Origin of the sequence: Escherichia sp. E4385 (assembly GCF_963883145.1) — a bacterium.
Taxonomy (GTDB): Bacteria; Pseudomonadota; Gammaproteobacteria; order Enterobacterales; family Enterobacteriaceae; genus Escherichia.
Genome location: NZ_CAWOOJ010000019.1, coordinates 66,411 through 87,795 on the forward strand (window position 1 = coordinate 66,411; position 21,385 = coordinate 87,795).

General features: G+C 49.9%; 18 protein-coding genes and 1 pseudogene. 6 read left to right on the forward strand and 13 right to left on the reverse strand.

All coding sequences use genetic code 11. The features are described 5' to 3' along the window. Window positions 1-11: 11 nt before the first annotated feature. A complete protein-coding gene (locus AACS80_RS19285; protein WP_130207669.1) occupies window positions 12-587 on the forward strand; it encodes a glycerol-3-phosphate responsive antiterminator in 576 nt (191 codons plus the stop codon). Between the two features lie 146 nt (window positions 588-733). Here the strand turns inward: AACS80_RS19285 and AACS80_RS19290 are convergent, their stop codons facing one another. From AACS80_RS19290 to AACS80_RS19310, 5 genes are all read right to left on the reverse strand, one after another. Further along, window positions 734-1,594 (reverse strand): electron transfer flavoprotein subunit alpha/FixB family protein, encoded by an 861-nt coding sequence (locus AACS80_RS19290; RefSeq protein WP_130207670.1) that lies wholly within the window; start codon window positions 1,592-1,594, stop codon window positions 734-736. After that, complete coding sequence (locus tag AACS80_RS19295; RefSeq protein ID WP_135410324.1) at window positions 1,591-2,370, reverse strand: electron transfer flavoprotein subunit beta/FixA family protein; 780 nt, start codon at window positions 2,368-2,370, stop codon at window positions 1,591-1,593. Before AACS80_RS19295 ends, AACS80_RS19290 begins: the two co-directional genes overlap by 4 nt. 7 nt (window positions 2,371-2,377) lie before the next feature. Then, window positions 2,378-3,757 (reverse strand): MFS transporter, encoded by a 1,380-nt coding sequence (locus AACS80_RS19300; protein ID WP_165383310.1) that lies wholly within the window; start codon window positions 3,755-3,757, stop codon window positions 2,378-2,380. A 21-nt stretch (window positions 3,758-3,778) separates the two neighbouring features. Continuing rightward, complete coding sequence (locus tag AACS80_RS19305; protein ID WP_138183930.1) at window positions 3,779-5,233, reverse strand: FAD-binding oxidoreductase; 1,455 nt, start codon at window positions 5,231-5,233, stop codon at window positions 3,779-3,781. 69 nt (window positions 5,234-5,302) lie between these two features. Next, on the reverse strand, window positions 5,303-6,088 hold the full coding sequence (locus AACS80_RS19310) for an SDR family oxidoreductase (protein ID WP_000021321.1): 786 nt from the start codon (window positions 6,086-6,088) through the stop codon (window positions 5,303-5,305). A 318-nt stretch (window positions 6,089-6,406) separates the two neighbouring features. Here AACS80_RS19310 and AACS80_RS19315 point away from each other — a divergent pair, with 318 nt between their 5' ends. Both AACS80_RS19315 and AACS80_RS19320 read left to right on the forward strand, forming a co-directional pair. After that, complete coding sequence (locus AACS80_RS19315; RefSeq protein WP_130207674.1) at window positions 6,407-7,684, forward strand: MFS transporter; 1,278 nt, start codon at window positions 6,407-6,409, stop codon at window positions 7,682-7,684. A gap of 26 nt (window positions 7,685-7,710) precedes the next feature. Continuing rightward, entirely contained in the window at window positions 7,711-9,189 is a 1,479-nt protein-coding gene (locus AACS80_RS19320) for an FGGY-family carbohydrate kinase (RefSeq protein WP_135410325.1), read from the forward strand. 473 nt (window positions 9,190-9,662) lie between these two features. Here the strand turns inward: AACS80_RS19320 and queE are convergent, their stop codons facing one another. Further along, a complete protein-coding gene (gene queE / locus AACS80_RS19325; RefSeq protein WP_130207676.1) occupies window positions 9,663-10,334 on the reverse strand; it encodes a 7-carboxy-7-deazaguanine synthase QueE in 672 nt (223 codons plus the stop codon). Window positions 10,335-10,506: 172 nt separating this feature from the next. Between queE and AACS80_RS19330 the strand changes: the two genes are divergently transcribed. The 3 genes and pseudogenes from AACS80_RS19330 to AACS80_RS19340 all read left to right on the forward strand — a co-directional run bounded on the left by AACS80_RS19330 (window position 10,507) and on the right by AACS80_RS19340 (window position 12,948). Continuing rightward, window positions 10,507-11,109, forward strand: coding sequence for a LemA family protein (locus AACS80_RS19330; protein WP_135410326.1), 603 nt, complete (start codon window positions 10,507-10,509; stop codon window positions 11,107-11,109). Window positions 11,110-11,122: 13 nt separating this feature from the next. After that, a pseudogene (locus AACS80_RS19335) lies at window positions 11,123-11,794 on the forward strand (TPM domain-containing protein); the annotation flags it as partial. Window positions 11,795-12,027: 233 nt separating this feature from the next. Further along, entirely contained in the window at window positions 12,028-12,948 is a 921-nt protein-coding gene (locus AACS80_RS19340; RefSeq protein ID WP_130207679.1) for a TPM domain-containing protein, read from the forward strand. Window positions 12,949-13,007: 59 nt separating this feature from the next. Here the strand turns inward: AACS80_RS19340 and eno are convergent, their stop codons facing one another. The 7 genes from eno to rlmD form a co-directional block, all read right to left on the reverse strand. Next, a complete protein-coding gene (gene eno / locus AACS80_RS19345; protein ID WP_064528183.1) occupies window positions 13,008-14,306 on the reverse strand; it encodes a phosphopyruvate hydratase in 1,299 nt (432 codons plus the stop codon). Window positions 14,307-14,393: 87 nt separating this feature from the next. Beyond that, on the reverse strand, window positions 14,394-16,031 hold the full coding sequence (pyrG, locus tag AACS80_RS19350) for a glutamine hydrolyzing CTP synthase (protein WP_130207680.1): 1,638 nt from the start codon (window positions 16,029-16,031) through the stop codon (window positions 14,394-14,396). A 227-nt stretch (window positions 16,032-16,258) separates the two neighbouring features. Then, window positions 16,259-17,050 (reverse strand): nucleoside triphosphate pyrophosphohydrolase, encoded by a 792-nt coding sequence (mazG, locus tag AACS80_RS19355; protein ID WP_112912024.1) that lies wholly within the window; start codon window positions 17,048-17,050, stop codon window positions 16,259-16,261. Window positions 17,051-17,120: 70 nt separating this feature from the next. Continuing rightward, a complete protein-coding gene (mazF, locus tag AACS80_RS19360) occupies window positions 17,121-17,456 on the reverse strand; it encodes an endoribonuclease MazF (protein ID WP_135410328.1) in 336 nt (111 codons plus the stop codon). Beyond that, the gene (gene mazE / locus AACS80_RS19365) at window positions 17,456-17,704 is read right to left on the reverse strand and encodes a type II toxin-antitoxin system antitoxin MazE (protein WP_000581937.1); all 249 of its coding nucleotides are present in this window, start codon (window positions 17,702-17,704) and stop codon (window positions 17,456-17,458) included. Before mazE ends, mazF begins: the two co-directional genes overlap by 1 nt. Window positions 17,705-17,781: 77 nt before the next feature. Then, window positions 17,782-20,016 carry a GTP diphosphokinase gene (gene relA, locus AACS80_RS19370; RefSeq protein ID WP_130207682.1) on the reverse strand — a complete coding sequence of 745 codons (2,235 nt, stop codon included), beginning with the start codon at window positions 20,014-20,016 and terminating at the stop codon, window positions 17,782-17,784. 47 nt (window positions 20,017-20,063) lie between these two features. Beyond that, window positions 20,064-21,365 carry a 23S rRNA (uracil(1939)-C(5))-methyltransferase RlmD gene (rlmD, locus tag AACS80_RS19375; protein ID WP_130259345.1) on the reverse strand — a complete coding sequence of 434 codons (1,302 nt, stop codon included), beginning with the start codon at window positions 21,363-21,365 and terminating at the stop codon, window positions 20,064-20,066. Window positions 21,366-21,385: the final 20 nt, after the last annotated feature.

Genomic DNA, 21,385 nt, shown 5'->3' on the forward strand with positions numbered 1-21,385 from the left:
AAGGATAATTTATGTCCCTCTTACACCTGCTCCGCCAGAATCCGGTGATTGCTGCCGTTAAAGATAATGCCAGCCTGCAACTGGCAATCGATTCTGAATGCCAGTTTATTTCCGTGTTGTACGGCAATATCTGCACCATCAGCCATATCGTTAAAAAGATTAAGAACGCCGGGAAATATGCCTTTATTCATGTCGATTTGCTGGAAGGTGCATCGAACAAAGAAGTGGTGATTCAGTTTCTGAAACTGGTGACCGAAGCGGACGGCATTATCAGCACGAAAGCATCGATGCTGAAAGCGGCAAGAGCGGAAGGTTTTTTCTGTATTCATCGCCTGTTTATTGTCGATTCGATTTCGTTTCACAACATTGATAAGCAGGTTGCGCAATCGAACCCAGATTGTATTGAGATCCTCCCAGGCTGCATGCCCAAAGTGCTGGGCTGGGTGACGGAGAAAATCCGCCAACCGCTGATTGCTGGTGGGTTGGTGTGCGATGAAGAAGATGCGCGTAATGCGATTAACGCGGGTGTCGTGGCGCTTTCCACCACGAATACCGGGGTCTGGACGTTAGCGAAAAAATTGCTTTGACGGGATAATCGTAACGAATTGAATTTGTGTGATTTGTAGGCTGTATGCCAAATCCGGCATTCAGCGCCTGATGCGACGCTTGACGCGTCTTATCAGGCCTACAAGTCCCGAGCCTGGCCCCCGTCCACGCCGCATCCGACTGTACGTTATTGGCAATCTGCGTGAATGTTTGTCACCAGTGCCTCCAGCACGGCTTTCCAGTCATCTACCACACCAACATCTGCCTGCGAAAATACCGCCGCGCTGGCGTCATGATTAATCGCCACCACAAACTTACTATTACGTACGCCCGCCATTAACGCTGCCGCACCGGATGCGCCCGCCACAATGCAAACATCTGGCGCCAACAAATGCCCGGAAATGCCAATGACCTTTTCGGCTTCAAAGCCACCGTTCATCACTCGCGCCCGACTGTAGCCCACTTCTGCCCCCAGCTTTTCAGCCAGCGTAGCGATGTCATGGCTATCTGCCTCGCCGCCCTGCCCCACTACCAGTACTCGTCTGGCCTCAGCTAATGGGTCACGGGTAACATTTTTAAGATCCTCTGTGCTAACCAGCCAGTCGGGAAGCGCCCCGGGAACAATGTTCAGTTGCTGCATACCAGAGGGCAACGTGGCGTTTTTCGCTGCTCCCACCTGACGTGCCAGCGAAAGGCATAGCGGGCGTTTTTCTGTTTGCAACGTCGCCGTTAGCGCATTTCCCCAGTGGGATTTGCGCACGCTTACGGTTGGAATATCTAACGAAGTCACCTGGCAGATGCTTGCACCATGTAAACGCCAGGCCAGCCGGGTCGACAGTTCATCACCAAACGTTCCCGGCGGAAAGAGAACAACGTCCACAGGCGTTCGCTGCCACTGTTCTACCAGCGCATCCAGCACCTGTTCCGCGACCATCGGCTGCGGCTCGATTTGCCAGTGCGTTAGTGTGCTGCCGCTGAAATCCTGCTCCGCCAGCCAGCCCGCTATTGCGGCATGTTCCTGATTTATTGTCACAATTGCGATATTCATGGCTGCATCCTTTGGCGTAAATAGTCCTGCCATAGCTTTTGCGCTTTTTCTGCTACCGTTTGCCCATCAATCAGCGTCGCTCTGCGTCGTTGCTCTGGCCTTGCCAGTTGCAGGCACTGCATCGCTGGCGATTCAGCAGCAACAGTTTTGCGGATAATTTCCGCTTTCCCCGCCGTCATACGCTGGCGCATTCCCGGTACTGGCAAGGCCACTTCACCGCACTGGCGCACGGCAATCACCGCGGGCAAGCGGACACGACAACAGCGCAACCCATTTTCAGTACGCTGTTCGAGGGTGATAAACGGCGCGTCGAGTGTGAAACGCTCCACCTGGGTGAAACAGGGCCAGCCCAGCATTTCCGCCAGCAAAAATGGCGTTTGCCCATTCTGTCCTTCGCTGCTTTGGCAGCCGGTAATTAGCAGATCCAGCGGATTCTGGCGCTGCCATTCGGCAATATGCCAGGCGACAAATTCCGGCGCAAAGCGCAGATCTGCCGCCGTCTCCAGCAATACAGCTTCCTCAAACCCAAGAGCCATGAGATAGCGCAGCCAGTGCAACGCCCGTTCATCCCCCATGCTCAACGCGGTTAAAGACATCGGCGTACCGTTTTTTCTCTGCGCCAACAGCAGCGCGGCAGCGGCCTGTTCATCAGCACCGAGTAAACTTCGCAGTAGCGAAACATCCGGTCCGCTATTACCCTGAGCCGCCGCCAGCCACTCTTTTTCCGCCAGCATCCCGGCATCCGGTTCGGCTTTAAACGCTAACAGTATGTTCATTCGCACCTCATACATTTCCCGCCGCCACCAGCGGGAGGGCTTTAGTTTCTGGTGCCCATAGCCAGGTCACGACAAAACCCACTAACAACACTGCCGCCAGGATCAATAAGGTAACTTGCATCCCCCACTGCGCCAGAATCCACGGCAGCAGACCCGTACTTACCGCCGCGCCAAGTCGACTCATGGCAGTGGCAAAACCGACGCCCAGCGAGCGAATGTCAGTAGGAAAACTTTCCGCAGGCAAAATGCCCACCAGATTACTGACCGCCGAAATGGTGGTGCTGAAGAGAACAAAAAGCAGCAGCGTTAATGAACTGCCGGAAGGCAAACAGGCCATTACTACCAGCGTTGCCGCCAGCAGCAAAAAACTTCCCAGCAAAAATTTGCGATGTGCCAGCAGGTGCGTCAGAACTAATCCCAGCAGCGCGCCCACAATTAACAACGCATTAAGCATCAGGCTGGCGGTCAGCGCATCTTCCAGACCAATAGTTTGGGCAATGGTCGGCAGCCAGGTATAAATCACAAACCATGGGATTACGAGGCAGACAAAGAAGACGCTGTTAAACGCCGTGCGCCGCCAGTAGCGCGAAGAGAACAAGGTTTTGATGTGTTTATGGGTCGCCGCTGCCACTTCATCGCCCAATAAAACATGGGGACCAAAATAGCGATGCACGATAGCGTGAGCTTCTGCAAAACGCCCCTGGCGCAGTAGCCAGCGTGGCGATTCTGGCGTTCCCCAGCGTAATAACGTAATCAACAACGCGGGCAGAGCTGCCGATGCCAGCAGCCAGCGCCAGGCTTCCGGGTTTTCGGAAATAAAGTGATGTCCGGCAATACTTGCCAACACATAGCCTACGGTCCACACCACGCTGAACGCGCCCAGCAAAATACCGCGATGGCGGCGCGGGGAAAATTCAGCCAGCAAGGTGTGACCGACTGAGTAATCGCCTCCCAGACCAATGCCAATCAAAATGCGCAGTCCAATAAGATGCTCTGGCGTGGTGGCAAAAAATTGTAAAAACGAAGCAAGCGTAATCAGCAAAAAACTGAAGGTGAAGATTTTTTGTCGCCCAATATGGTCGGAGATCCACCCCAAAACCAGGCTGCCGATAAACAGGCCAAGTAACGCCGAGCCGCCAATCATACCCGCCATAAACGGCGTCAGTTGCATGGCTGGAGTAAGCTGAATAATGGCGTAACCAATGACGCCGAGGACATAACCGTCGGTCAGGTGCGCACCGAAAGTGAGCGCAGCAATGCGGCAGTGAAAACGGTTAAGTGGTAAATCATCCATTCGCACCGGTGAAGTGTTCATCTTTACCCCTTCATTGTCCGGTAATAAGAACGGCTTCCCGGTTGAGAAGCCGAAAAGGCAACGCCCCGACATCACGGGACGCTGCCTGACACATTATTTTTCAATCGGATAGATAGTACCCGTATTCATAATGCCGTTAGGATCGAACTGCTTTTTCAGCCCTTCCAGCAACGCCCATGCGCTGCCGTGTTCCAGCTTGCTCCAGTGAACACGATGTTTACCAATGCCGTGGTGGTGCACCATCGAACCGCCGAGGCGAATGGTTTCTTCGCAGATGATTTTGTTGAGCGGATTGTGGTACTTGTCGATTTCCTCTTCCGGCTTACAGTCAACGACGTTGTAGTCGTAGACGAAGTACATGTTGGTGCCGTTCTGGTAGCTATGAGAGGAGTGACCGCCCAGCATGGTGATGTCTTCAGCGTGCGGGAACTCGGTACGAATACGGTTAATAACGCTTTCGTAGATTTCGTGGATGCAGCTCCAGCAGCCGGACACTTCAGTGGTAAAGCCCATGTTGCCGGTTTTGAGGATCTGCACACGTTCGGCAGCCACTTTATCTGGTCCCCAGTTCAGGTGATTAAACCAGGTTTCGATCAGTTTGCTGTCCACTCGCTGGCATTGCGGGTAGCGGGCAACGATTTCCGCAATCCCTTCGCCCGTCGCCTTCGCAATGCGAGGGTTACCTTCAGCCATAAAGATCAGCACGCATTTACCGTCGGCAAAATGGGTGAAGTGTTGGGTGCCATCTTCGGCGTCATACAAACGAGCGATCGACGGTCGATACCCTTCCACCATGATTTCACGCAGGATGTTGAAGCCGGTTTTCATGTCTTCCAGGATATAGCCGTAGAAGAGGTTGTTTTCTGGGGTGAATTTAAAGATTTTCACTGTTACTTCAGTGATATAGCACAATGCACCTTCGTTGCCGATGATGATGTGACGAATGTCCGGGCCAGCCGCGCGGCGTGGCACGTTTTTAATGCGTGTCACGGTGCCATCAGCCAATACTGCTTCCAGACCAACGACCATATCTTCGATTGCGCCGTAGAGTGTGGAGAACTGCCCGATACTGCGGGTTGCTACCAGGCCGCCCATCTGCGCCAGCGGTTTTGATTGCGGAGAATGCCCTGTGGTGTAACCCTTTTCACGCAACGCGTTTTCCAGCACCTCCAGCGGAACGCCACATTGCGCCGTGGCCTGCATATTCTCAATATCAATATTAATGATTTGATTCATGGCGGAGCCGTCGAGCACCACCGAGTTTTCCACAACGGTTTCCAGTCCCCCCTCGGTGGCGGAAGCGCCGGTACGCGGCACACCATTAATTTTGTGCGCATTCATAAAATTCAGCACACGGGAGACTTGTTCTGTGGAACCGAGTTTTACGACCGCTGCCGGAATCGGCAAAGTATAAATGCCATGAATATCCGGAAATTTACGAAAACGGTCAATACTGTTCTTCTTTAATACTGTTTCATCGGTAATTACGCGATCTGCACCAACAATTTCCTTTAGCTGGTCGACAATCGCTGCGCGAGATAAAGACATAGTAATTCCTTCCTGATAATAAAAATGGAATAATCATTAATAAGAGAAAACAGAAACCACCGTTATGGATTAGCGCACTAAATAACCGCCATCAACCACTAATAAATGTCCGTTGACATAATTCGATGCCGGACTTGCGAGGAATACGGCTGCGCCCATTAAATCCTGAGTATCGCCCCAACGGTTTGCCGGAATATGATCAAGAACGCGCTGGTTAGTTTCTGGATTACTACGGGTCGCCAGAGTGATATCGGTAGCGTAATATCCCGGGGCAATACCATTCACCTGAATATTATATTGACCTAATTCATCGCAATAGGCTTTGGTGAATCCGGCAAGAGCATGTTTAGTGGCAGAATAAGCAGGTGACCATTGTCCACCTAAGTAAGAGAACAATGAACAGATATTAATGATTTTACCGCTTTTCTGCGGGATCATAATTTTTGCCGCTTCATAGCTTAACTCGAATGCGGCGGTCAGGTTCACATCAATCATTGGATCCCAGTCGGCACGACCGAAGTCCAGCACTTTATTCAGCTTACAAATACCGGCATTGTTCACCAGAATATCAACGGTACCGAAGCGCTCACAGCAGGCAGCGATAATCTTCTGCGGTGCGCCTTCTGCGGTGATATCCACCTGCATGAAGTCCACTTCAACACCCTGTTTTTCAATCATTTCCTTTGTTTCGCCGTTATCTTTGACAAAACTTGGAATAAAAATATTTGCGCCAGCTTTGGCCAACGCCATTGCAAATGCCTGACCTAAACCGCTATTCCCGCCGGTAACAATTGCTGTTTTACCTTTCAGGGAGAAAAAATCCATTGAGAACGCATTGAGAGATTCGATTGACATAGTTAGCTCCAATTTCCGTAAGGCAAAAAAAAAGAAAGGTAACTTCCCCCGCGAGAGGGAAGTTACCTTTCTCATTATCTCTGGTAACTGGAGATAATTTTTAGCATAAGGGCATAACTGCTAATGTGATCGTAATCACAGTGTGCTGTTCGTATTATCAAATAGTTTTAAAAAGCAGAAGCGTGATTACTCTCACACAATACCACTGCTTTCCATGTTATTTCTTATCGCAATTACTAGAGACCTGAGAAAAGTAATCCACCTGAAAGGGCGGCTTACTTTTCTCTTTTTTTTGTCTATTACAAATGGGAATACGATATGCAACACAACTCATATCGCCGTTGGATAACCCTCGCGATAATTAGTTTTAGCGGCGGCGTTAGTTTTGACCTGGCTTATTTACGTTATATTTATCAAATTCCCATGGCGAAATTTATGGGATTCAGCAATACCGAGATAGGTTTAATAATGAGTACATTTGGTATTGCGGCCATTATTCTTTATGCCCCCAGCGGCGTTATTGCCGATAAATTTTCACACCGCAAAATGATTACTTCCGCGATGATCATTACCGGATTGCTGGGCCTGATAATGGCAACATATCCACCACTGTGGGTAATGCTCTGTATTCAGGTCGCCTTTGCGATAACCACTATTTTAATGCTGTGGTCGGTGTCGATTAAAGCCGCCTCATTGCTGGGCGATCATAGCGAGCAAGGGAAAATTATGGGCTGGATGGAAGGGCTGCGCGGTGTCGGTGTAATGTCGCTGGCGGTGTTTACCATGTGGGTCTTTTCTCGCTTTGCACCGGATGACAGCGCCAGCCTGAAAACGGTCATTATTATCTACAGTGTGGTTTACATCTTATTGGGGATTCTGTGCTGGTTTTTTGTTAGCGATAACAACAACCTGCGCAGTGCCAATAACGAAGAAAAACAGTCATTCCAGCTTAGCGACATCCTGGCCGTTTTGCGCATCAGCACCACCTGGTATTGCAGCATGGTGATTTTTGGCGTCTTCACCATCTACGCCATTCTGAGTTACTCCACCAACTATCTGACCGAGATGTACGGCATGTCGCTGGTGGCGGCGAGCTACATGGGGATTGTGATCAACAAAATCTTCCGCGCACTGTGCGGCCCACTTGGCGGCATTATCACCACCTACAGTAAAGTGAAATCCCCTACCCGCGTGATTCAAATCCTTTCCATCATCGGCCTGCTGGCACTGACTGCCCTGCTTGTTACCAACTCTAACCCGCAATCGGTCGCGATGGGGATTGGCCTGATTTTACTGCTGGGATTCACCTGTTACGCCTCACGCGGGCTGTACTGGGCCTGCCCCGGCGAAGCGAGAACACCGTCTTACATTATGGGTACCACGGTAGGTATTTGTTCGGTGATTGGATTCCTGCCGGATGTCTTCGTTTACCCGATTATCGGCCACTGGCAGGACACCCTGCCCGCAGCAGAAGCCTACCGCAATATGTGGCTGATGGGCATGGCGGCACTCGGCATGGTGATCGTCTTTACCTTTTTGCTGTTCCAAAAAATTCGTACTGCTGATATCGCCCCCGCAACGGCTAACAGCAAGTAAGCCAGAAAAATTACAGGAGAAAAATCATGTCGAAGAAATACATCATAGGGATTGATGGCGGAAGTCAGAGCACAAAAGTAGTGATGTACGATCTGGAAGGTAATGTAGTTTGCGAAGGTAAAGGCTTATTACAGCCGATGCTCACGCCGGATGCCGATACCGCAGAACATCCTGACGACGATTTATGGGCATCATTATGTTTTGCCGGTCACGATTTAATGAGCCAGTTTGCCGGAAATAAAGAAGATATTGTCGGTATTGGTCTGGGATCCATCCGTTGCTGCCGTGCGTTACTAAAAGCCGATGGCACGCCCGCTGCGCCGTTGATTAGCTGGCAGGATGCACGCGTTACACGCCCTTACGAACATACGAATCCTGACGTGGCATATGTCACCTCTTTTTCGGGTTATCTGACGCACCGTTTAACGGGGGAATTAAAAGATAATATCGCCAACTATTTTGGTCAGTGGCCGGTGGATTATAAGAGCTGGGCATGGAGTGAAGATGCTGCGGTAATGGAGAAGTTTAATATCCCCCGCCAGATGCTTTTTGATGTGCAAATGCCAGGCACTGTTCTTGGGCATATCACACCTCAAGCCGCGCTGGCGACGCATTTCCCGGCAGGACTGCCGGTTGTTTGTACCACCAGTGATAAACCGGTAGAAGCTCTGGGAGCCGGGTTACTGGATGATGAAACGGCGGTGATTTCTCTTGGCACTTACATCGCGTTGATGATGAACGGCAAAGCACTGCCGAAAGATCCGCTGGCGTACTGGCCGATTATGTCTTCTATTCCGCAAACGTTGCTTTATGAAGGTTACGGTATCCGAAAAGGCATGTGGACGGTGAGCTGGCTGCGCGACATGTTAGGCGAGTCGTTAATTCAGGATGCCAAAGCACAAGATCTTTCACCGGAAGATTTGCTCAACAAAAAAGCTTCTTGTGTGCCACCTGGCTGTAATGGTCTGATGACAGTGCTGGACTGGCTGACCAATCCGTGGGAACCCTACAAGCGTGGGATTATGATCGGCTTTGATTCCAGCATGGATTACGCATGGATATATCGCTCGATACTGGAAAGCGTGGCGCTAACGCTGAAGAACAATTACGACAATATGTGTAATGAAATGAATCACTTTGCGAAGCATGTGATCATTACTGGCGGTGGTTCGAACAGCGATCTGTTTATGCAGATTTTTGCCGATGTATTCAATCTTCCGGCGCGCCGTAATGCCATTAACGGTTGTGCAAGCCTGGGGGCGGCGATCAACACGGCTGTAGGGCTTGGTCTGTATCCAGATTACGCAACGGCTGTCGACAAAATGGTTCGCGTGAAAGATGTCTTTATGCCGATTGAGAGCAATGCCAAACGCTACGATGCGATGAATAAAGGTATTTTCAAAGATTTAACCAAACATACTGATGTGATCCTGAAAAAATCGTATGAAGTGATGCATGGTGAGCTGGGGAATGCGGATTCAATCCAGAGCTGGTCGAATGCGTAAATGAGGAAGACCGGGCGGGAAACTGCCCGGCCTGAACATACCTGAATGGTTATCCCCGGCTGACGCGGGGAGCTCATAGTCGAAGTCTTCATGACTTCCTTGATATTCGGTTTATCCCCGCTGGCGCGGGGAACTCTCTAAACATAACCTATTATTAATTAATGATTTTTAAGCCAGTCACAATCTACCAACTTTACAGAATCACACAAACAACATATCCATTATGTTAAAGAGCACTTAATCCATTGATTGAAAAGATAAATATATAAAATAACTCTATACAAACTAAAATCTACCAAACTCCGACGTAATAATTTTCACTCCAGTGAAAAATTAACGCCACAGAATTTGTAGAGAATGACAATGATTAGCCCGGAATGGGCAAAATGGATGAGTGTTCAGAGGCGACAAAAAATATAAATGAGTGGGAGTCTTTACAAACCCCCCCATTTACAACGCTTATAAATGTTTAATCAGGCAATATTTAAATATTTATGTGTTTGCATCGACAAACGCCAGTTACGCGCAATGCAAGTTTCAATGCACAAACGCGTAGCATCTTCCTTCTGGCTAATTGGCTGAAGTGCAATGATTCGCGGTTTATCATCGGTCAGCGTCGCCAGCAATTCATCCAGTGCTTCGATATCCCGTACGCGTCCAACTGGGTGTTTGATTTCGTTAGCTCGCTCCAGGGCTTGCGACAATACTTCATAACCGCCACGCATATTCAGTTTTGGCGACACGGTGACCCAGGTATTCGGCGTACAACGCACTTCATGAGTACCGCTGGTTTCTATCTGGCAACTGAAACCGTTCTTTTCGAGCAGGTCAGTTAGTGGCATTAAGTCATGAATACAAGGTTCACCACCCGTAATCACCACGTGACGCGCGGTGTATCCCTGACGACCGATGACTGCGAGCAAGTCTTCACTACTTGCTGCTCCCCACTTATCACTCTCTTTCGTTTTCCCCAGAATGCTGAAAAGGGAAACTTCCCGATCCTCAAGCTTTTCCCATGTGTGTTTGGTGTCGCACCAGGCACAGCCGACCGGGCATCCCTGTAAACGAATAAAAATGGCGGGGACGCCGGTAAAGTAACCCTCACCTTGCAGGGTCTGGAACATCTCGTTAATCGGGTACTGCATAGCATTCTCTGAGAAGTGGATAATTGTTAATTATTGCAGATCCTGCCGCAATATTCATGCTTTATTAACATTCTGTTACAGGCGGGTTTAAGGTAAAAAGTGAATCAGATCATTAAGAATAAAATGAAGCGGCGTATTATGTTTTAAGGAATTAAATAAAAGGGATTTAAACATGTTTAGAATATTCATCGTATTTATATTTATTTTCAATTTATCAGGTTGCGGTTATAACGATATTCAAACCTATGATGAACAGGTCAATGCCTCCTGGTCAGAAGTATTGAATCAGTATCAACGCCGTGCAGATCTTATTCCTAATCTTGTCGCCAGCATTAAAGGTTATTCCAGCCATGAAAAAGAGGTACTGGAGGCCGTTACGCTAGCTCGTAGTCAAGCTAATCGTGCCAGCAGCGATCTTCAGCAAGCTCCGGGAGATGAGCAAAAATTACAAGCCTGGCAACAAGCTCAGGCGCAGGTGACTCGCACTCTCGGGCAGTTAACGATTATTAGTGAACGTTATCCAGAATTAAAGGCTCAGGAACTCTATCAAAATTTAATGGTACAACTCGAAGGAAGCGAAAATCGAATTGCTGTCGCGCGAGGAAGATATATTAAAGCCATTGAACAATATAATGTCACTATCCGCAAATTTCCCGCAGTGTTAACCGCAAAGGTCATGGATTACACACCAAAGAAAAATTATTTGCCGGATGATGTCGCCGCAGTAAGCAAAGCCCCAACAATAGATTTTAGCCAGAATGCTAATGCTTATTAGGCGAGTTAATTATATGAAAAATTTTATCTTACTTCTTGTTCTGGTCTGTTCATCTGCGTTTGCAGTGCAAGTTCCAGTACCTGAATTACCTAAATATATAAATGATTTAACAGGGACATTAACCAGAGGGGAAGTAAGTACGCTAACCAGCCAGATTAAAGCCCTGACGCAAAAAGAACAGACGCAGCTTGTGGTATTGGTGGTTGAAACCACAGGCGAAGAAACCATCGAGCAATATGCAACACGTGTGTTCGAGAGTTGGCAGCCCGGCCATAAAGGTCGTGATGACGGTATTTTACTGGTAGTTGCCTGGCAAGATCATACAGTTCATATTGAAATCGGTTACGGGCTTGAGGGTATTCTTACTGATGCACAGTCCGGGCAAATTATTCGCAACAGTATTATTCCAGCGTTTAAAAAAGGCGACCTTACTGGCGGCTTGCAACAGGGTATCAGTGATATTGAAACCCGACTATCAGGAAATGATTTAGTCTATAACACATCGCCCGATCACCCTTTACCCTTTAGCGGTTGGTGGGCTTTGTTAGTCTGGGCGATAGCACTGACGTTTATTTCTGCCAGAGGATATGTCAAAACGCTGGGAGTGATTTGCTTTGCTGCCATAGTACTGGCTTTTGTACTTCCCATCGCTGGATATAGCGGGAGCTGGGGAGTTCTTGCCACATTATTATGTTTCGCCACACCATTCCTGACCGTAGCTATCGCTTTCACACCTTTCGGCAGAAAGGTGCGTGATTCAATGCGTAGTGCCAACCGACCGTCACGTTACGAAAGAAGCAACTCGGCCTCCTGGCATTCTTCATCATCGTCGTCATCTTCCTCTTCATCGTCTTTCGACAATGACAATTTCAGCGGTGGCGGCGGTTCGTCTGGTGGCGGTGGCGCTTCCGGGCGCTGGTGATCGTAATGCGCTTAATCTTTATTTTACTCGCTTTGTGGTGCCTTCCGGTGCTTGCCCAGCAAATTGCTGTGCCGGAGCTGCGCCACCAGGTGACCGATATTACTGGTACGTTAAGCTCGTCTGAACAACAATCACTGACACAGCAGCTGCAGGATATTACACAAAAAACACGAGCCCAGGTCGCCGTATTAATTGTGCCATCCACCGGGGACGATACCATTGAACAATATGCAACTCGCGTTTTTGATAGCTGGAAACTGGGGGATGAGCGGCGTGACGATGGTATTCTGATCCTGGTCGTCTGGGAAGATCGTAAAGTTCGCATTGAAGTGGGCTACGGGCTGGAAGGGGTGGTTACCGACCTGCAAGCGGCGAAGATTATCCGTGATATATTAATCCCTGCTTTCAAAAGTGATGACCTTATGGGTGGGTTAACACTGGCAAGCGAAAATATTGGCGCACTTCTGCTGAATGGCGAATTACCGGAAAACAGGGGGAATTACTACAGTATCAATCCCCCTATTCCATTATCGCTTGCTGTAATTATATTACTGGCGGTGCTTTCATATTTTATTGTTTTTACCGATCCGTCAAATCTCCCCTGGATAGCACTCACTGGCGCAATTTACGGGATGGTATTCCTCTATGTTGCAGAGCCAGGACCATGGACGAATTTAATCGTTGCCTGCGGTATGTTAACGCCTTTTGCGATCGTAGTGCTGCTTATCTTTTGGCTTATCGTTAGTAAAAAACTACGCGCCAAATATAAGAAACTCGGTAAAGAAAGAGCTTCAAGAAAAGGTTCTTCTTCATCCTCTTCCGGTGGAGGCTCAAGTGGTGGCGGGTTTAGCGGCGGCGGCGGATTTAGCGGTGGCGGTGGTTCATCTGGAGGCGGTGGTTCCTCAGGCCGCTGGTAACTCGACCATAAAAAATGCCAGCCCGAAGGCTGGCATTTTTAAATCAGATAAAGTCAGACTTATGCCTGGCCTTTGATCTCTTTACGACCGTTGTACGGTGCTTTTTCGCCCAGAGCTTCTTCGATACGAATCAGCTGGTTGTATTTAGCAACACGGTCAGAACGGCTCATAGAACCAGTTTTGATCTGGCCTGCAGCAGTACCAACAGCCAGGTCAGCGATGGTAGCGTCTTCAGTTTCGCCAGAACGGTGAGAGATAACTGCAGTGTAGCCAGCGTCTTTCGCCATCTTGATTGCAGCCAGAGTTTCGGTCAGAGAACCGATCTGGTTGAATTTGATCAGGATGGAGTTAGCGATACCTTTTTCGATACCTTCTTTCAGGATCTTGGTGTTGGTTACGAACAGGTCGTCACCAACCAGCTGGATTTTGTCGCCCAGAACTTTGGTCTGGTATGCGAAACCGTCCCAGTCAGATTCGTCCAGACCGTCTTCGATAGAAACGATCGGGTACTGTTTGGTCAGTTCTTCCAGGAAGTGAGTGAATTCTTCAGAGGTGAAAGCTTTGTTGCCTTCGCCAGCCAGAACGTATTTACCGTCTTTGTAGAATTCAGAAGCTGCGCAGTCCATCGCCAGAGTGATGTCTTTGCCCAGTTCATAGCCAGCAGCTTTAACAGCTTCAGCGATAACAGCCAGAGCTTCAGCGTTGGAACCCAGGTTCGGCGCATAGCCACCTTCGTCACCAACTGCAGTGTTCATGCCTTTCGCTTTCAGAACTTTTGCCAGGTGATGGAAAACTTCAGAACCCATGCGGATGGCTTCTTTCACAGTTTTCGCGCCAACCGGCTGAATCATGAATTCCTGGATATCAACGTTGTTGTCAGCGTGCTCACCACCGTTGATGATGTTCATCATCGGAACCGGCATGGAGTATTTGCCCGGAGTACCGTTCAGTTCAGCGATGTGCTCGTACAGCGGCATACCTTTAGCAGCTGCAGCAGCTTTGGCGTTAGCCAGAGACACAGCCAGGATTGCGTTTGCGCCGAAGTTAGATTTGTTTTCGGTGCCGTCCAGGTCGATCATGATCTTGTCAATGCCAGCCTGATCTTTGGCATCTTTGCCAATCAGCGCCTGAGCGATCGGGCCGTTAACCGCAGCAACAGCTTTGGTTACGCCTTTGCCCAGGAAACGGGATTTGTCGCCATCGCGCAGTTCCAGAGCTTCACGGGAACCAGTAGAAGCACCTGATGGAGCAGCTGCCATACCGACGAAACCACCCTCCAGATGTACTTCGGCTTCAACAGTCGGGTTACCACGGGAGTCGATGATTTCACGACCGATGATTTTTACGATTTTGGACATTAGGTTTTCCTCAAGTCACTAGTTAAACTGAAACTCCAGACAAACAACGCGTACCCAGGGTACGCGTTGCCGTTCTAACTTTTTTACTTACTTCGCCTGACGTTTCTGGAACTCGCTGGCGGCTTTTACAAAGCCAGCAAACAGCGGGTGGCCATCACGTGGAGTAGAAGTAAACTCCGGATGGAACTGACAAGCCACGAACCACGGGTGATTCGGAACTTCGATGATCTCGACCAACTGATCATCCCCGGAACGGCCCGCAACGCGCAGACCTGCATCTTCAATCTGTTTCAGCAGCATGTTGTTGACTTCGTAGCGGTGACGATGACGCTCAACAATTGTCGGCGCATTGTACAGCTGGCGAACCAGGCTATTGTCAACCAGCTGGCACTGCTGTGCGCCAAGACGCATGGTGCCACCGAGATCGCTCTTCTCGCTACGAACTTCAACGTTGCCGTTTTCATCGCGCCACTCGGTAATCAGCGCCACAACCGGGTACTTACAGTCTGGCACAAATTCCGTAGAGTTGGCGTTCTCCATGTTGGCAACATGGCGAGCGTAATCAATTAACGCCACCTGCATACCCAGGCAAATGCCCAGATAAGGAATATTGTTCTCACGCGCAAAGCGCGCGGTAGTAATCATGCCTTCTACGCCACGATAGCCGAAACCGCCAGGTACGAGGATCGCGTCCAGACCTTTAAGGATTTCAACACCGCGCGTTTCAACATCTTGTGAATCGATCAGTTTGATGTTGACGCTGACACGATTTTTCAGCCCGCCGTGTTTCAGTGCTTCAATCACTGATTTGTAAGCGTCCGGCAGTTCAATGTACTTACCGACCATACCGATGGTGACTTCACTCACCGGATTCGCTTCTTCGAAGATAACCTGTTCCCATTCGGACAGATTCGCTTCCGGGCAGTTTAAGCTGAATCGTTTACAAATATAATCGTCCAGCCCCTGAGATTTCAACAGGCCCGGAATTTTATAGATGGAATCGACGTCTTTCAGAGAAATAACCGCTTTTTCCGGAACATTACAGAACAATGCAATCTTCGCACGTTCGTTAGCCGGAACGGCGCGATCTGAACGACAAATCAGGATGTCAGGCTGGATACCGATGGAGAGCAGCTCTTTTACAGAGTGCTGGGTCGGTTTGGTTTTGACTTCACCAGACGCAGCCATGTACGGCACCAGCGTCAGGTGCATAAACAGAGTGTGCTCACGGCCAATTTCAACAGCCAACTGGCGAATCGCTTCGAGGAACGGCAGGGATTCGATGTCACCTACGGTACCGCCGATTTCGACCAGAACCACGTCGTGGCCTTCACCACCTGCAAGAACGCGTTCTTTGATAGCGTTAGTGATGTGTGGAATAACCTGTACGGTTGCGCCGAGGTAGTCACCGCGGCGTTCTTTACGCAGAACGTCTGAGTAGATACGACCCGTGGTGAAGTTGTTGCGGCGGCTCATTTTGGTACGAATGAAACGCTCGTAGTGACCCAGGTCCAGGTCGGTTTCAGCGCCGTCTTCAGTAACGAACACTTCCCCGTGTTGGATTGGGCTCATAGTACCTGGATCGACGTTGATGTACGGATCCAGTTTCATGATAGTCACATTGAGGCCACGGGCTTCAAGAATGGCTGCGAGGGAGGCTGCGGCAATGCCTTTACCCAGAGAGGATACGACCCCGCCGGTCACAAAAATATAGTTCGTTGTCATGCTGAACCTGAGAAGTTAGGTTGAAAAGACGATGGAATAACCAGGACGGGAAAGCAGTATACCCGAACATGACCTGTGCCACAAACTTTCATTATCCCTCCTCTTCGCCAGCGCACTATTGAAATCAGGAGTGAGAAAATAGCCCCTTTGGGGTAAATGTTTTTGACGCAAATCAAGCGCTTGTCATTTAAAAAATGACACAAATGGCGCTTGACCGCGTAATTCCCTTAGAGATCAATTTCCTGCCGTTTTACCTGTTGCCAGACTTCTTCCATTGTTTCGAGGTCAACACCTGTCATTTCCAGTCCACGCGCGGCAACAATACGCTCCACTTCGCGAAAACGACGCTCGAATTTTTCATTCGCTTTTTGCAATGCGATTTCTGCTTTCGTCCCTAAATGGCGAGCCAGATTAACCGTGGCAAACAGCAGGTCGCCCATTTCCTCCTCCAGTTTAGCCTGGTCGACAACAGCCTGCCGCGCCTCGTACATCACCTCGTCGATCTCTTCGTAGACTTTATCGACCACCGGGCCAAGCGTCGTCCAGTCGAAACCAACGTTGGCGCAACGTTTCTGGATTTTTTGCGCACGCATTAAAGCCGGTAAACTACGAGGAATATCATCCAGCGCCGAATGCTGTGCTTTCTGCGCGCGCTCTTCGGTTTTGATCTGCTCCCAACGGGCGAGAACTTCACTGCTGTTTTCGGCAGAACTGTCAGCAAAAACATGCGGATGGCGACGCTCTAATTTATCGCTGATCGCAGCACAAATATCATTAAAGTCAAAGCGCCCTTCTTCCTGGGCCATTTGCGCGTAAAACACCACCTGGAACAACAGATCGCCGAGCTCACCGCGCAGATCGTCAAAGTCTTCGCGGGCAATGGCGTCCAGCACTTCGTAGGTTTCTTCAAGTGTGTAAGGTGCTATAGAAGCAAATGTCTGCTCTTTATCCCACGGGCAGCCGTTTTCCGGATCGCGCAGGCGCTGCATGATAGTGAGCAAACGGTCGATTTGATTCATTAGAATGTCCTGAAAATTGCGGGCCTGTCAGGTGGAAACCTGTGACCAGAATAGAAGTGAGTTAGTAACACTACCCAATCAGCACGTTAATTTTGGCTTTAATGAGTTGTAATTCCTCTGGGGCAACCGTTCCTTTCTTCGTTGCTCCTCTTGCCCGCCAGGCGATACTTTTTACCTGATCAGCTAACGCTACGCCATCACGTTCCTGACCGGATAGAACAACTTCGAACGGATATCCTTTTGATTGCGTTGTACAAGGAACACACAGACACATACCTGTTTTGTTGTTGTACATGAACGGACTCAGGACAACAGCCGGATGATGTCCGGCTTGCTCGCTACCTTTTGTCGGGTCAAAATCAACCCAAATCAGATCGCCCATATCGGGTACGTATCGGCTTACCATTACCAGACTTCCTTATCTTTCGGCTCCCCCCAGTCGATATTCTCGTGGAGGTTTTCCGGTGTGATGTCGTTGACCAGTTCAGCAAGCGTAAATACGGGCTCTTTACGCACTGGCTCAATAATTAATTTGCCATCCACCAGGTCAATCTTCACTTCATCATCAATATTCAGATTGAGCGCCTGCATTAACGTAGCCGGGATCCGCACTGCAGGAGAATTTCCCCAACGCTTTACGCTACTGTGGATCATAACCCTTTCCTCAAACCGCTATCATATGTAGATACAGTATATATCAATCTACATTGTAGATACGAGCAAATTTCGGCCTAACTCCCGTGCAGTCGACGCGCGTCGATAACATCCGGCACCTGATTGAGTTTACCCAGCACGCGGCCCAGCACCTGCAGGTTATAAATCTCAATGGTCATATCGATGGTTGCCAGTTGCTGTTTGGTATCGCTACGGCTGGCAACGCCAAGCACGTTCACCTTCTCGTTGGCGAGAATGGTCGTGATATCACGCAACAACCCACTACGATCATTAGCCAGCACGCGGACCACCAGCGAATATCCGGCGGAGTAGCTCTCGCCCCATACTGCATCAACAATGCGTTCTGGCGCATGGGAGCGTAACTCCACCAGTTGTTCACAATCGGCGCGGTGCACAGAAATACCGCGTCCCTGAGTAATGAAACCAACAATTTCATCACCAGGAATCGGCTGACAGCAGCGCGCGATGTGGTGCATCAGATTGCCGACACCTTCTACTACCACGCGCCCGTTATCTTTACTGCGGTTTTGCGGGGCATGGCTTTTTTGCTGAAGCTGCTTCAGCGCGGCGGCGTCCTGCTCTTCGGCACTCGGCTTATTAAATTGCGATTGCAGGAAATTCACCATCTGATTGAGCCGGATATCCCCGCCACCAATCGCCGCCAGCAACTCGTCGACATCATTGAAGTTGTAACGCGGCAGCAGGTGTTTTTCTGCTTCTTTCAGGCTGATCCCCAGATGTTCCAGCTCGTCATCAAGGATTTGTCGTCCAGCCAGAATGTTTTTGTCACGATCCTGTTTACGGAACCAGGCATGAATTTTCGAACGCCCACGGCTGGTTGTGACATAGCCCAGGTTTGGGTTTAACCAGTCACGGCTGGGATTGGGCTGTTTCTGGGTGATAATTTCAATCTGGTCGCCCATTTGCAGCTGGTAGGTGAACGGCACAATGCGCCCGCCAATTTTTGCCCCGATGCAGCGGTGTCCGACATCACTGTGGATGTGGTAAGCGAAGTCCAGCGGCGTTGATCCCGCAGGCAAATCAACGACATCACCTTTCGGCGTAAAGACGTATACCCGGTCGTCAAAGACCTGGCTGCGTACTTCGTCGAGCATTTCGCCGGAATCAGCCATCTCTTCCTGCCACGCAATCAGTTTACGCAGCCAGGCAATCCGGTCTTCATGTCCCGAACGCGCCCCGCCAGCAGCCGCACCTTCTTTGTATTTCCAGTGCGCAGCGACACCCAGCTCTGCATCTTCATGCATCTGTTTGGTGCGGATTTGGATCTCAACGGTTTTGCCACCCGGCCCCAGTACCACAGTATGAATAGACTGATAGCCGTTTGGTTTCGGATTTGCGACGTAATCATCAAATTCATCCGGCAAGTGGCGATAGTGAGTGTGCACTATCCCCAGCGCGGCGTAGCAGTCTTGTAAACGCTCGGCAACAATACGAACTGCACGGACATCAAACAGCTCATCGAAGGCGAGGTTCTTTTTCTGCATTTTGCGCCAGATGCTGTAGATGTGTTTCGGACGACCATACACCTCAGCTTTAACGCCTTCAGCTTTCATCTCAGCGCGCAGATGACCGACAAACTCTTCGATATAGTGTTCGCGGTCGAGACGGCGTTCATGCAGCAATTTGGCGATGCGCTTGTATTCGGTCGGGTGGAGATAACGGAAGCAGTAATCTTCCAGTTCCCATTTCAGTTGCCCGATCCCGAGACGGTTCGCCAGCGGCGCGTAGATGTTGGTACACTCTTTTGCCGCCAGTACACGTTCATCTTCCGGCGCATCTTTCACTTCACGCAGATGGGCAATTCGCTCTGCCAGCTTAATGACCACGCAACGGAAATCATCGACCATTGCCAATAACATCCGGCGAACGTTATCGACCTGTTCGGAGGAAACAGAATCAGTGTGCGTCGCTTTCAGCTGGCGGATTGCCGCCATATCGCGCACACCGTGAATAAGATTAACGACCGACTTACCGACGCTCTCGCGCAGTACGTCTTCGCTGACTACGTTGGCATCGGCCAGAGGGAACAGCAGCGCCGCCCGCAGCGTGTCAATGTCCATACTTAATGTCGAGAGGATCTCCACCATCTCGACACCACGCCACAACAGCAAACTGGCATCCGGATGCCCCTGCGTCTGCTGCAGACAATACGCCCAGGTTTCGGCTAAGCACTCACACGACTTCTGGCTGGCAATCCCCAGACTTGCGATCCATTTGTCCGGATCAAATTCACCAGCCTTATTGATATGTGCACTTCTTACCGCAACCATTGTCCTCTCCTTTAGGGACCTGACCTGCCGAAATCAGCAAATCGTAACTATTTAACGCGCGAAAAAAGCACCATCGATTCCAGATGCCCCGTGTGTGGGAACATATCCAGCATCGCCAGTCGCGCAATGGTATATCCTGCTTTTAATAACGCCTCGCTATCCCGAGCCAGCGTCGCAGGGTTACAGGATACATAAACTATACGAATGGGTTCCAGTTTTATAATTTGCTGCATGACGCCAGCAGCACCTGCTCGCGCCGGGTCCAGCAACACTTTGTCAAAGCCGTTTTTAGCCCACGGTTGCTTTGTGACATCATCTTCAAGATTCTCATGATAAAACGTCACATTTTGTAAACCATTAAGTCGCGCATTTTCCTGACCTTTCTCCACCAGCGCCGCAACACCTTCTACCCCTACCACGCTAGCCGCTCGTGTCGCTAATGGCAGTGTGAAATTGCCCATACCGCAGAACAGATCAAGCACGCTGTCTTCAGCCTGCACATCCAACCACTCCAGCGCGCGAGCCACCATTTTCTGGTTCACACCCGCGTTGACCTGAATAAAATCACGCGGGCTAAAAGTTAAACGCAACCCATTTGAGTCATACCAGGGCATCTCGCCAGAGACGGTTTCGAGTATCTCACTATCGGGAGCGAGAAACAGATCCAGGCCTTCAGAATGCGAAAAGCGTTCCAGTTTTTCACGATCAGCCGAACTTAGCGGTGCGGTATGGCGTAAAATCATCAGCGTGCCGCTGGTTGCCTGCACCAGTTCAACGTGACCAAGATGGCGCATGGCTTGTAAGCTGGTCAGGCATGCCCTGACTTTGGGCAGCAATGCTTCAAGTTGGGGCGCTAAAATGGGGCATTGCTTAACATCGACAATGTCACTGGAACCCGCTTTGCGAAATCCCATCTGTAATTGTTGTGTTTTCGGCTGATAGTTCAGGCTTAAGCGCGCGCGGCGACGGTACCCCCAGGGAACATCGGCGATCACTTCAGAGACGTCGTGCTTCATTAACCGGGCGAGCGCCGCACTTTTGCTTCGCTGCTGTAGTTCGATGCTGGCGTGTTGTTGCTGACAGCCGCCGCATACGCCAAAATGAGGGCAGCGTGGCGTTTCGCGTTCCGGGCTGTCGCTTAGCCTGCGCACGACTTTAGCGCGGGAATACTGTTTTTTATCTTCAGTAACAGTAACTTCCGCGTCTTCCTGCGGCAATAGCCCGGGGATAAATAACGCTTTTCCGTTATGTCGTGCCACGCCCTGACCAAAAGAGTCGAGGTCGTTGACTGAAACGGTTATGATCTGACGCGTCGTCACGCGTCGTTTTGCAGAGTAGAATTGCGCCATTGGCGAGACTTTCTCAATTT

Coding starts and splice junctions, on each gene's coding strand:
- queE (WP_130207676.1), bottom strand. CDS start 10,334: ATGCAGTACCCGATTAACGAGATGTTCCAGACCCTGCAAGGTGAGGGT.
- rlmD (WP_130259345.1), bottom strand. CDS start 21,365: ATGGCGCAATTCTACTCTGCAAAACGACGCGTGACGACGCGTCAGATC.
- AACS80_RS19290 (WP_130207670.1), bottom strand. CDS start 1,594: ATGAATATCGCAATTGTGACAATAAATCAGGAACATGCCGCAATAGCG.
- eno (WP_064528183.1), bottom strand. CDS start 14,306: ATGTCCAAAATCGTAAAAATCATCGGTCGTGAAATCATCGACTCCCGT.
- AACS80_RS19300 (WP_165383310.1), bottom strand. CDS start 3,757: ATGTCGGGGCGTTGCCTTTTCGGCTTCTCAACCGGGAAGCCGTTCTTA.
- mazG (WP_112912024.1), bottom strand. CDS start 17,050: ATGAATCAAATCGACCGTTTGCTCACTATCATGCAGCGCCTGCGCGAT.
- mazF (WP_135410328.1), bottom strand. CDS start 17,456: ATGGTAAGCCGATACGTACCCGATATGGGCGATCTGATTTGGGTTGAT.
- AACS80_RS19315 (WP_130207674.1), top strand. CDS start 6,407: ATGCAACACAACTCATATCGCCGTTGGATAACCCTCGCGATAATTAGT.
- pyrG (WP_130207680.1), bottom strand. CDS start 16,031: ATGACAACGAACTATATTTTTGTGACCGGCGGGGTCGTATCCTCTCTG.
- mazE (WP_000581937.1), bottom strand. CDS start 17,704: ATGATCCACAGTAGCGTAAAGCGTTGGGGAAATTCTCCTGCAGTGCGG.
- AACS80_RS19285 (WP_130207669.1), top strand. CDS start 12: ATGTCCCTCTTACACCTGCTCCGCCAGAATCCGGTGATTGCTGCCGTT.
- relA (WP_130207682.1), bottom strand. CDS start 20,016: ATGGTTGCGGTAAGAAGTGCACATATCAATAAGGCTGGTGAATTTGAT.
- AACS80_RS19320 (WP_135410325.1), top strand. CDS start 7,711: ATGTCGAAGAAATACATCATAGGGATTGATGGCGGAAGTCAGAGCACA.
- AACS80_RS19310 (WP_000021321.1), bottom strand. CDS start 6,088: ATGTCAATCGAATCTCTCAATGCGTTCTCAATGGATTTTTTCTCCCTG.
- AACS80_RS19295 (WP_135410324.1), bottom strand. CDS start 2,370: ATGAACATACTGTTAGCGTTTAAAGCCGAACCGGATGCCGGGATGCTG.
- AACS80_RS19305 (WP_138183930.1), bottom strand. CDS start 5,233: ATGTCTTTATCTCGCGCAGCGATTGTCGACCAGCTAAAGGAAATTGTT.
- AACS80_RS19330 (WP_135410326.1), top strand. CDS start 10,507: ATGTTTAGAATATTCATCGTATTTATATTTATTTTCAATTTATCAGGT.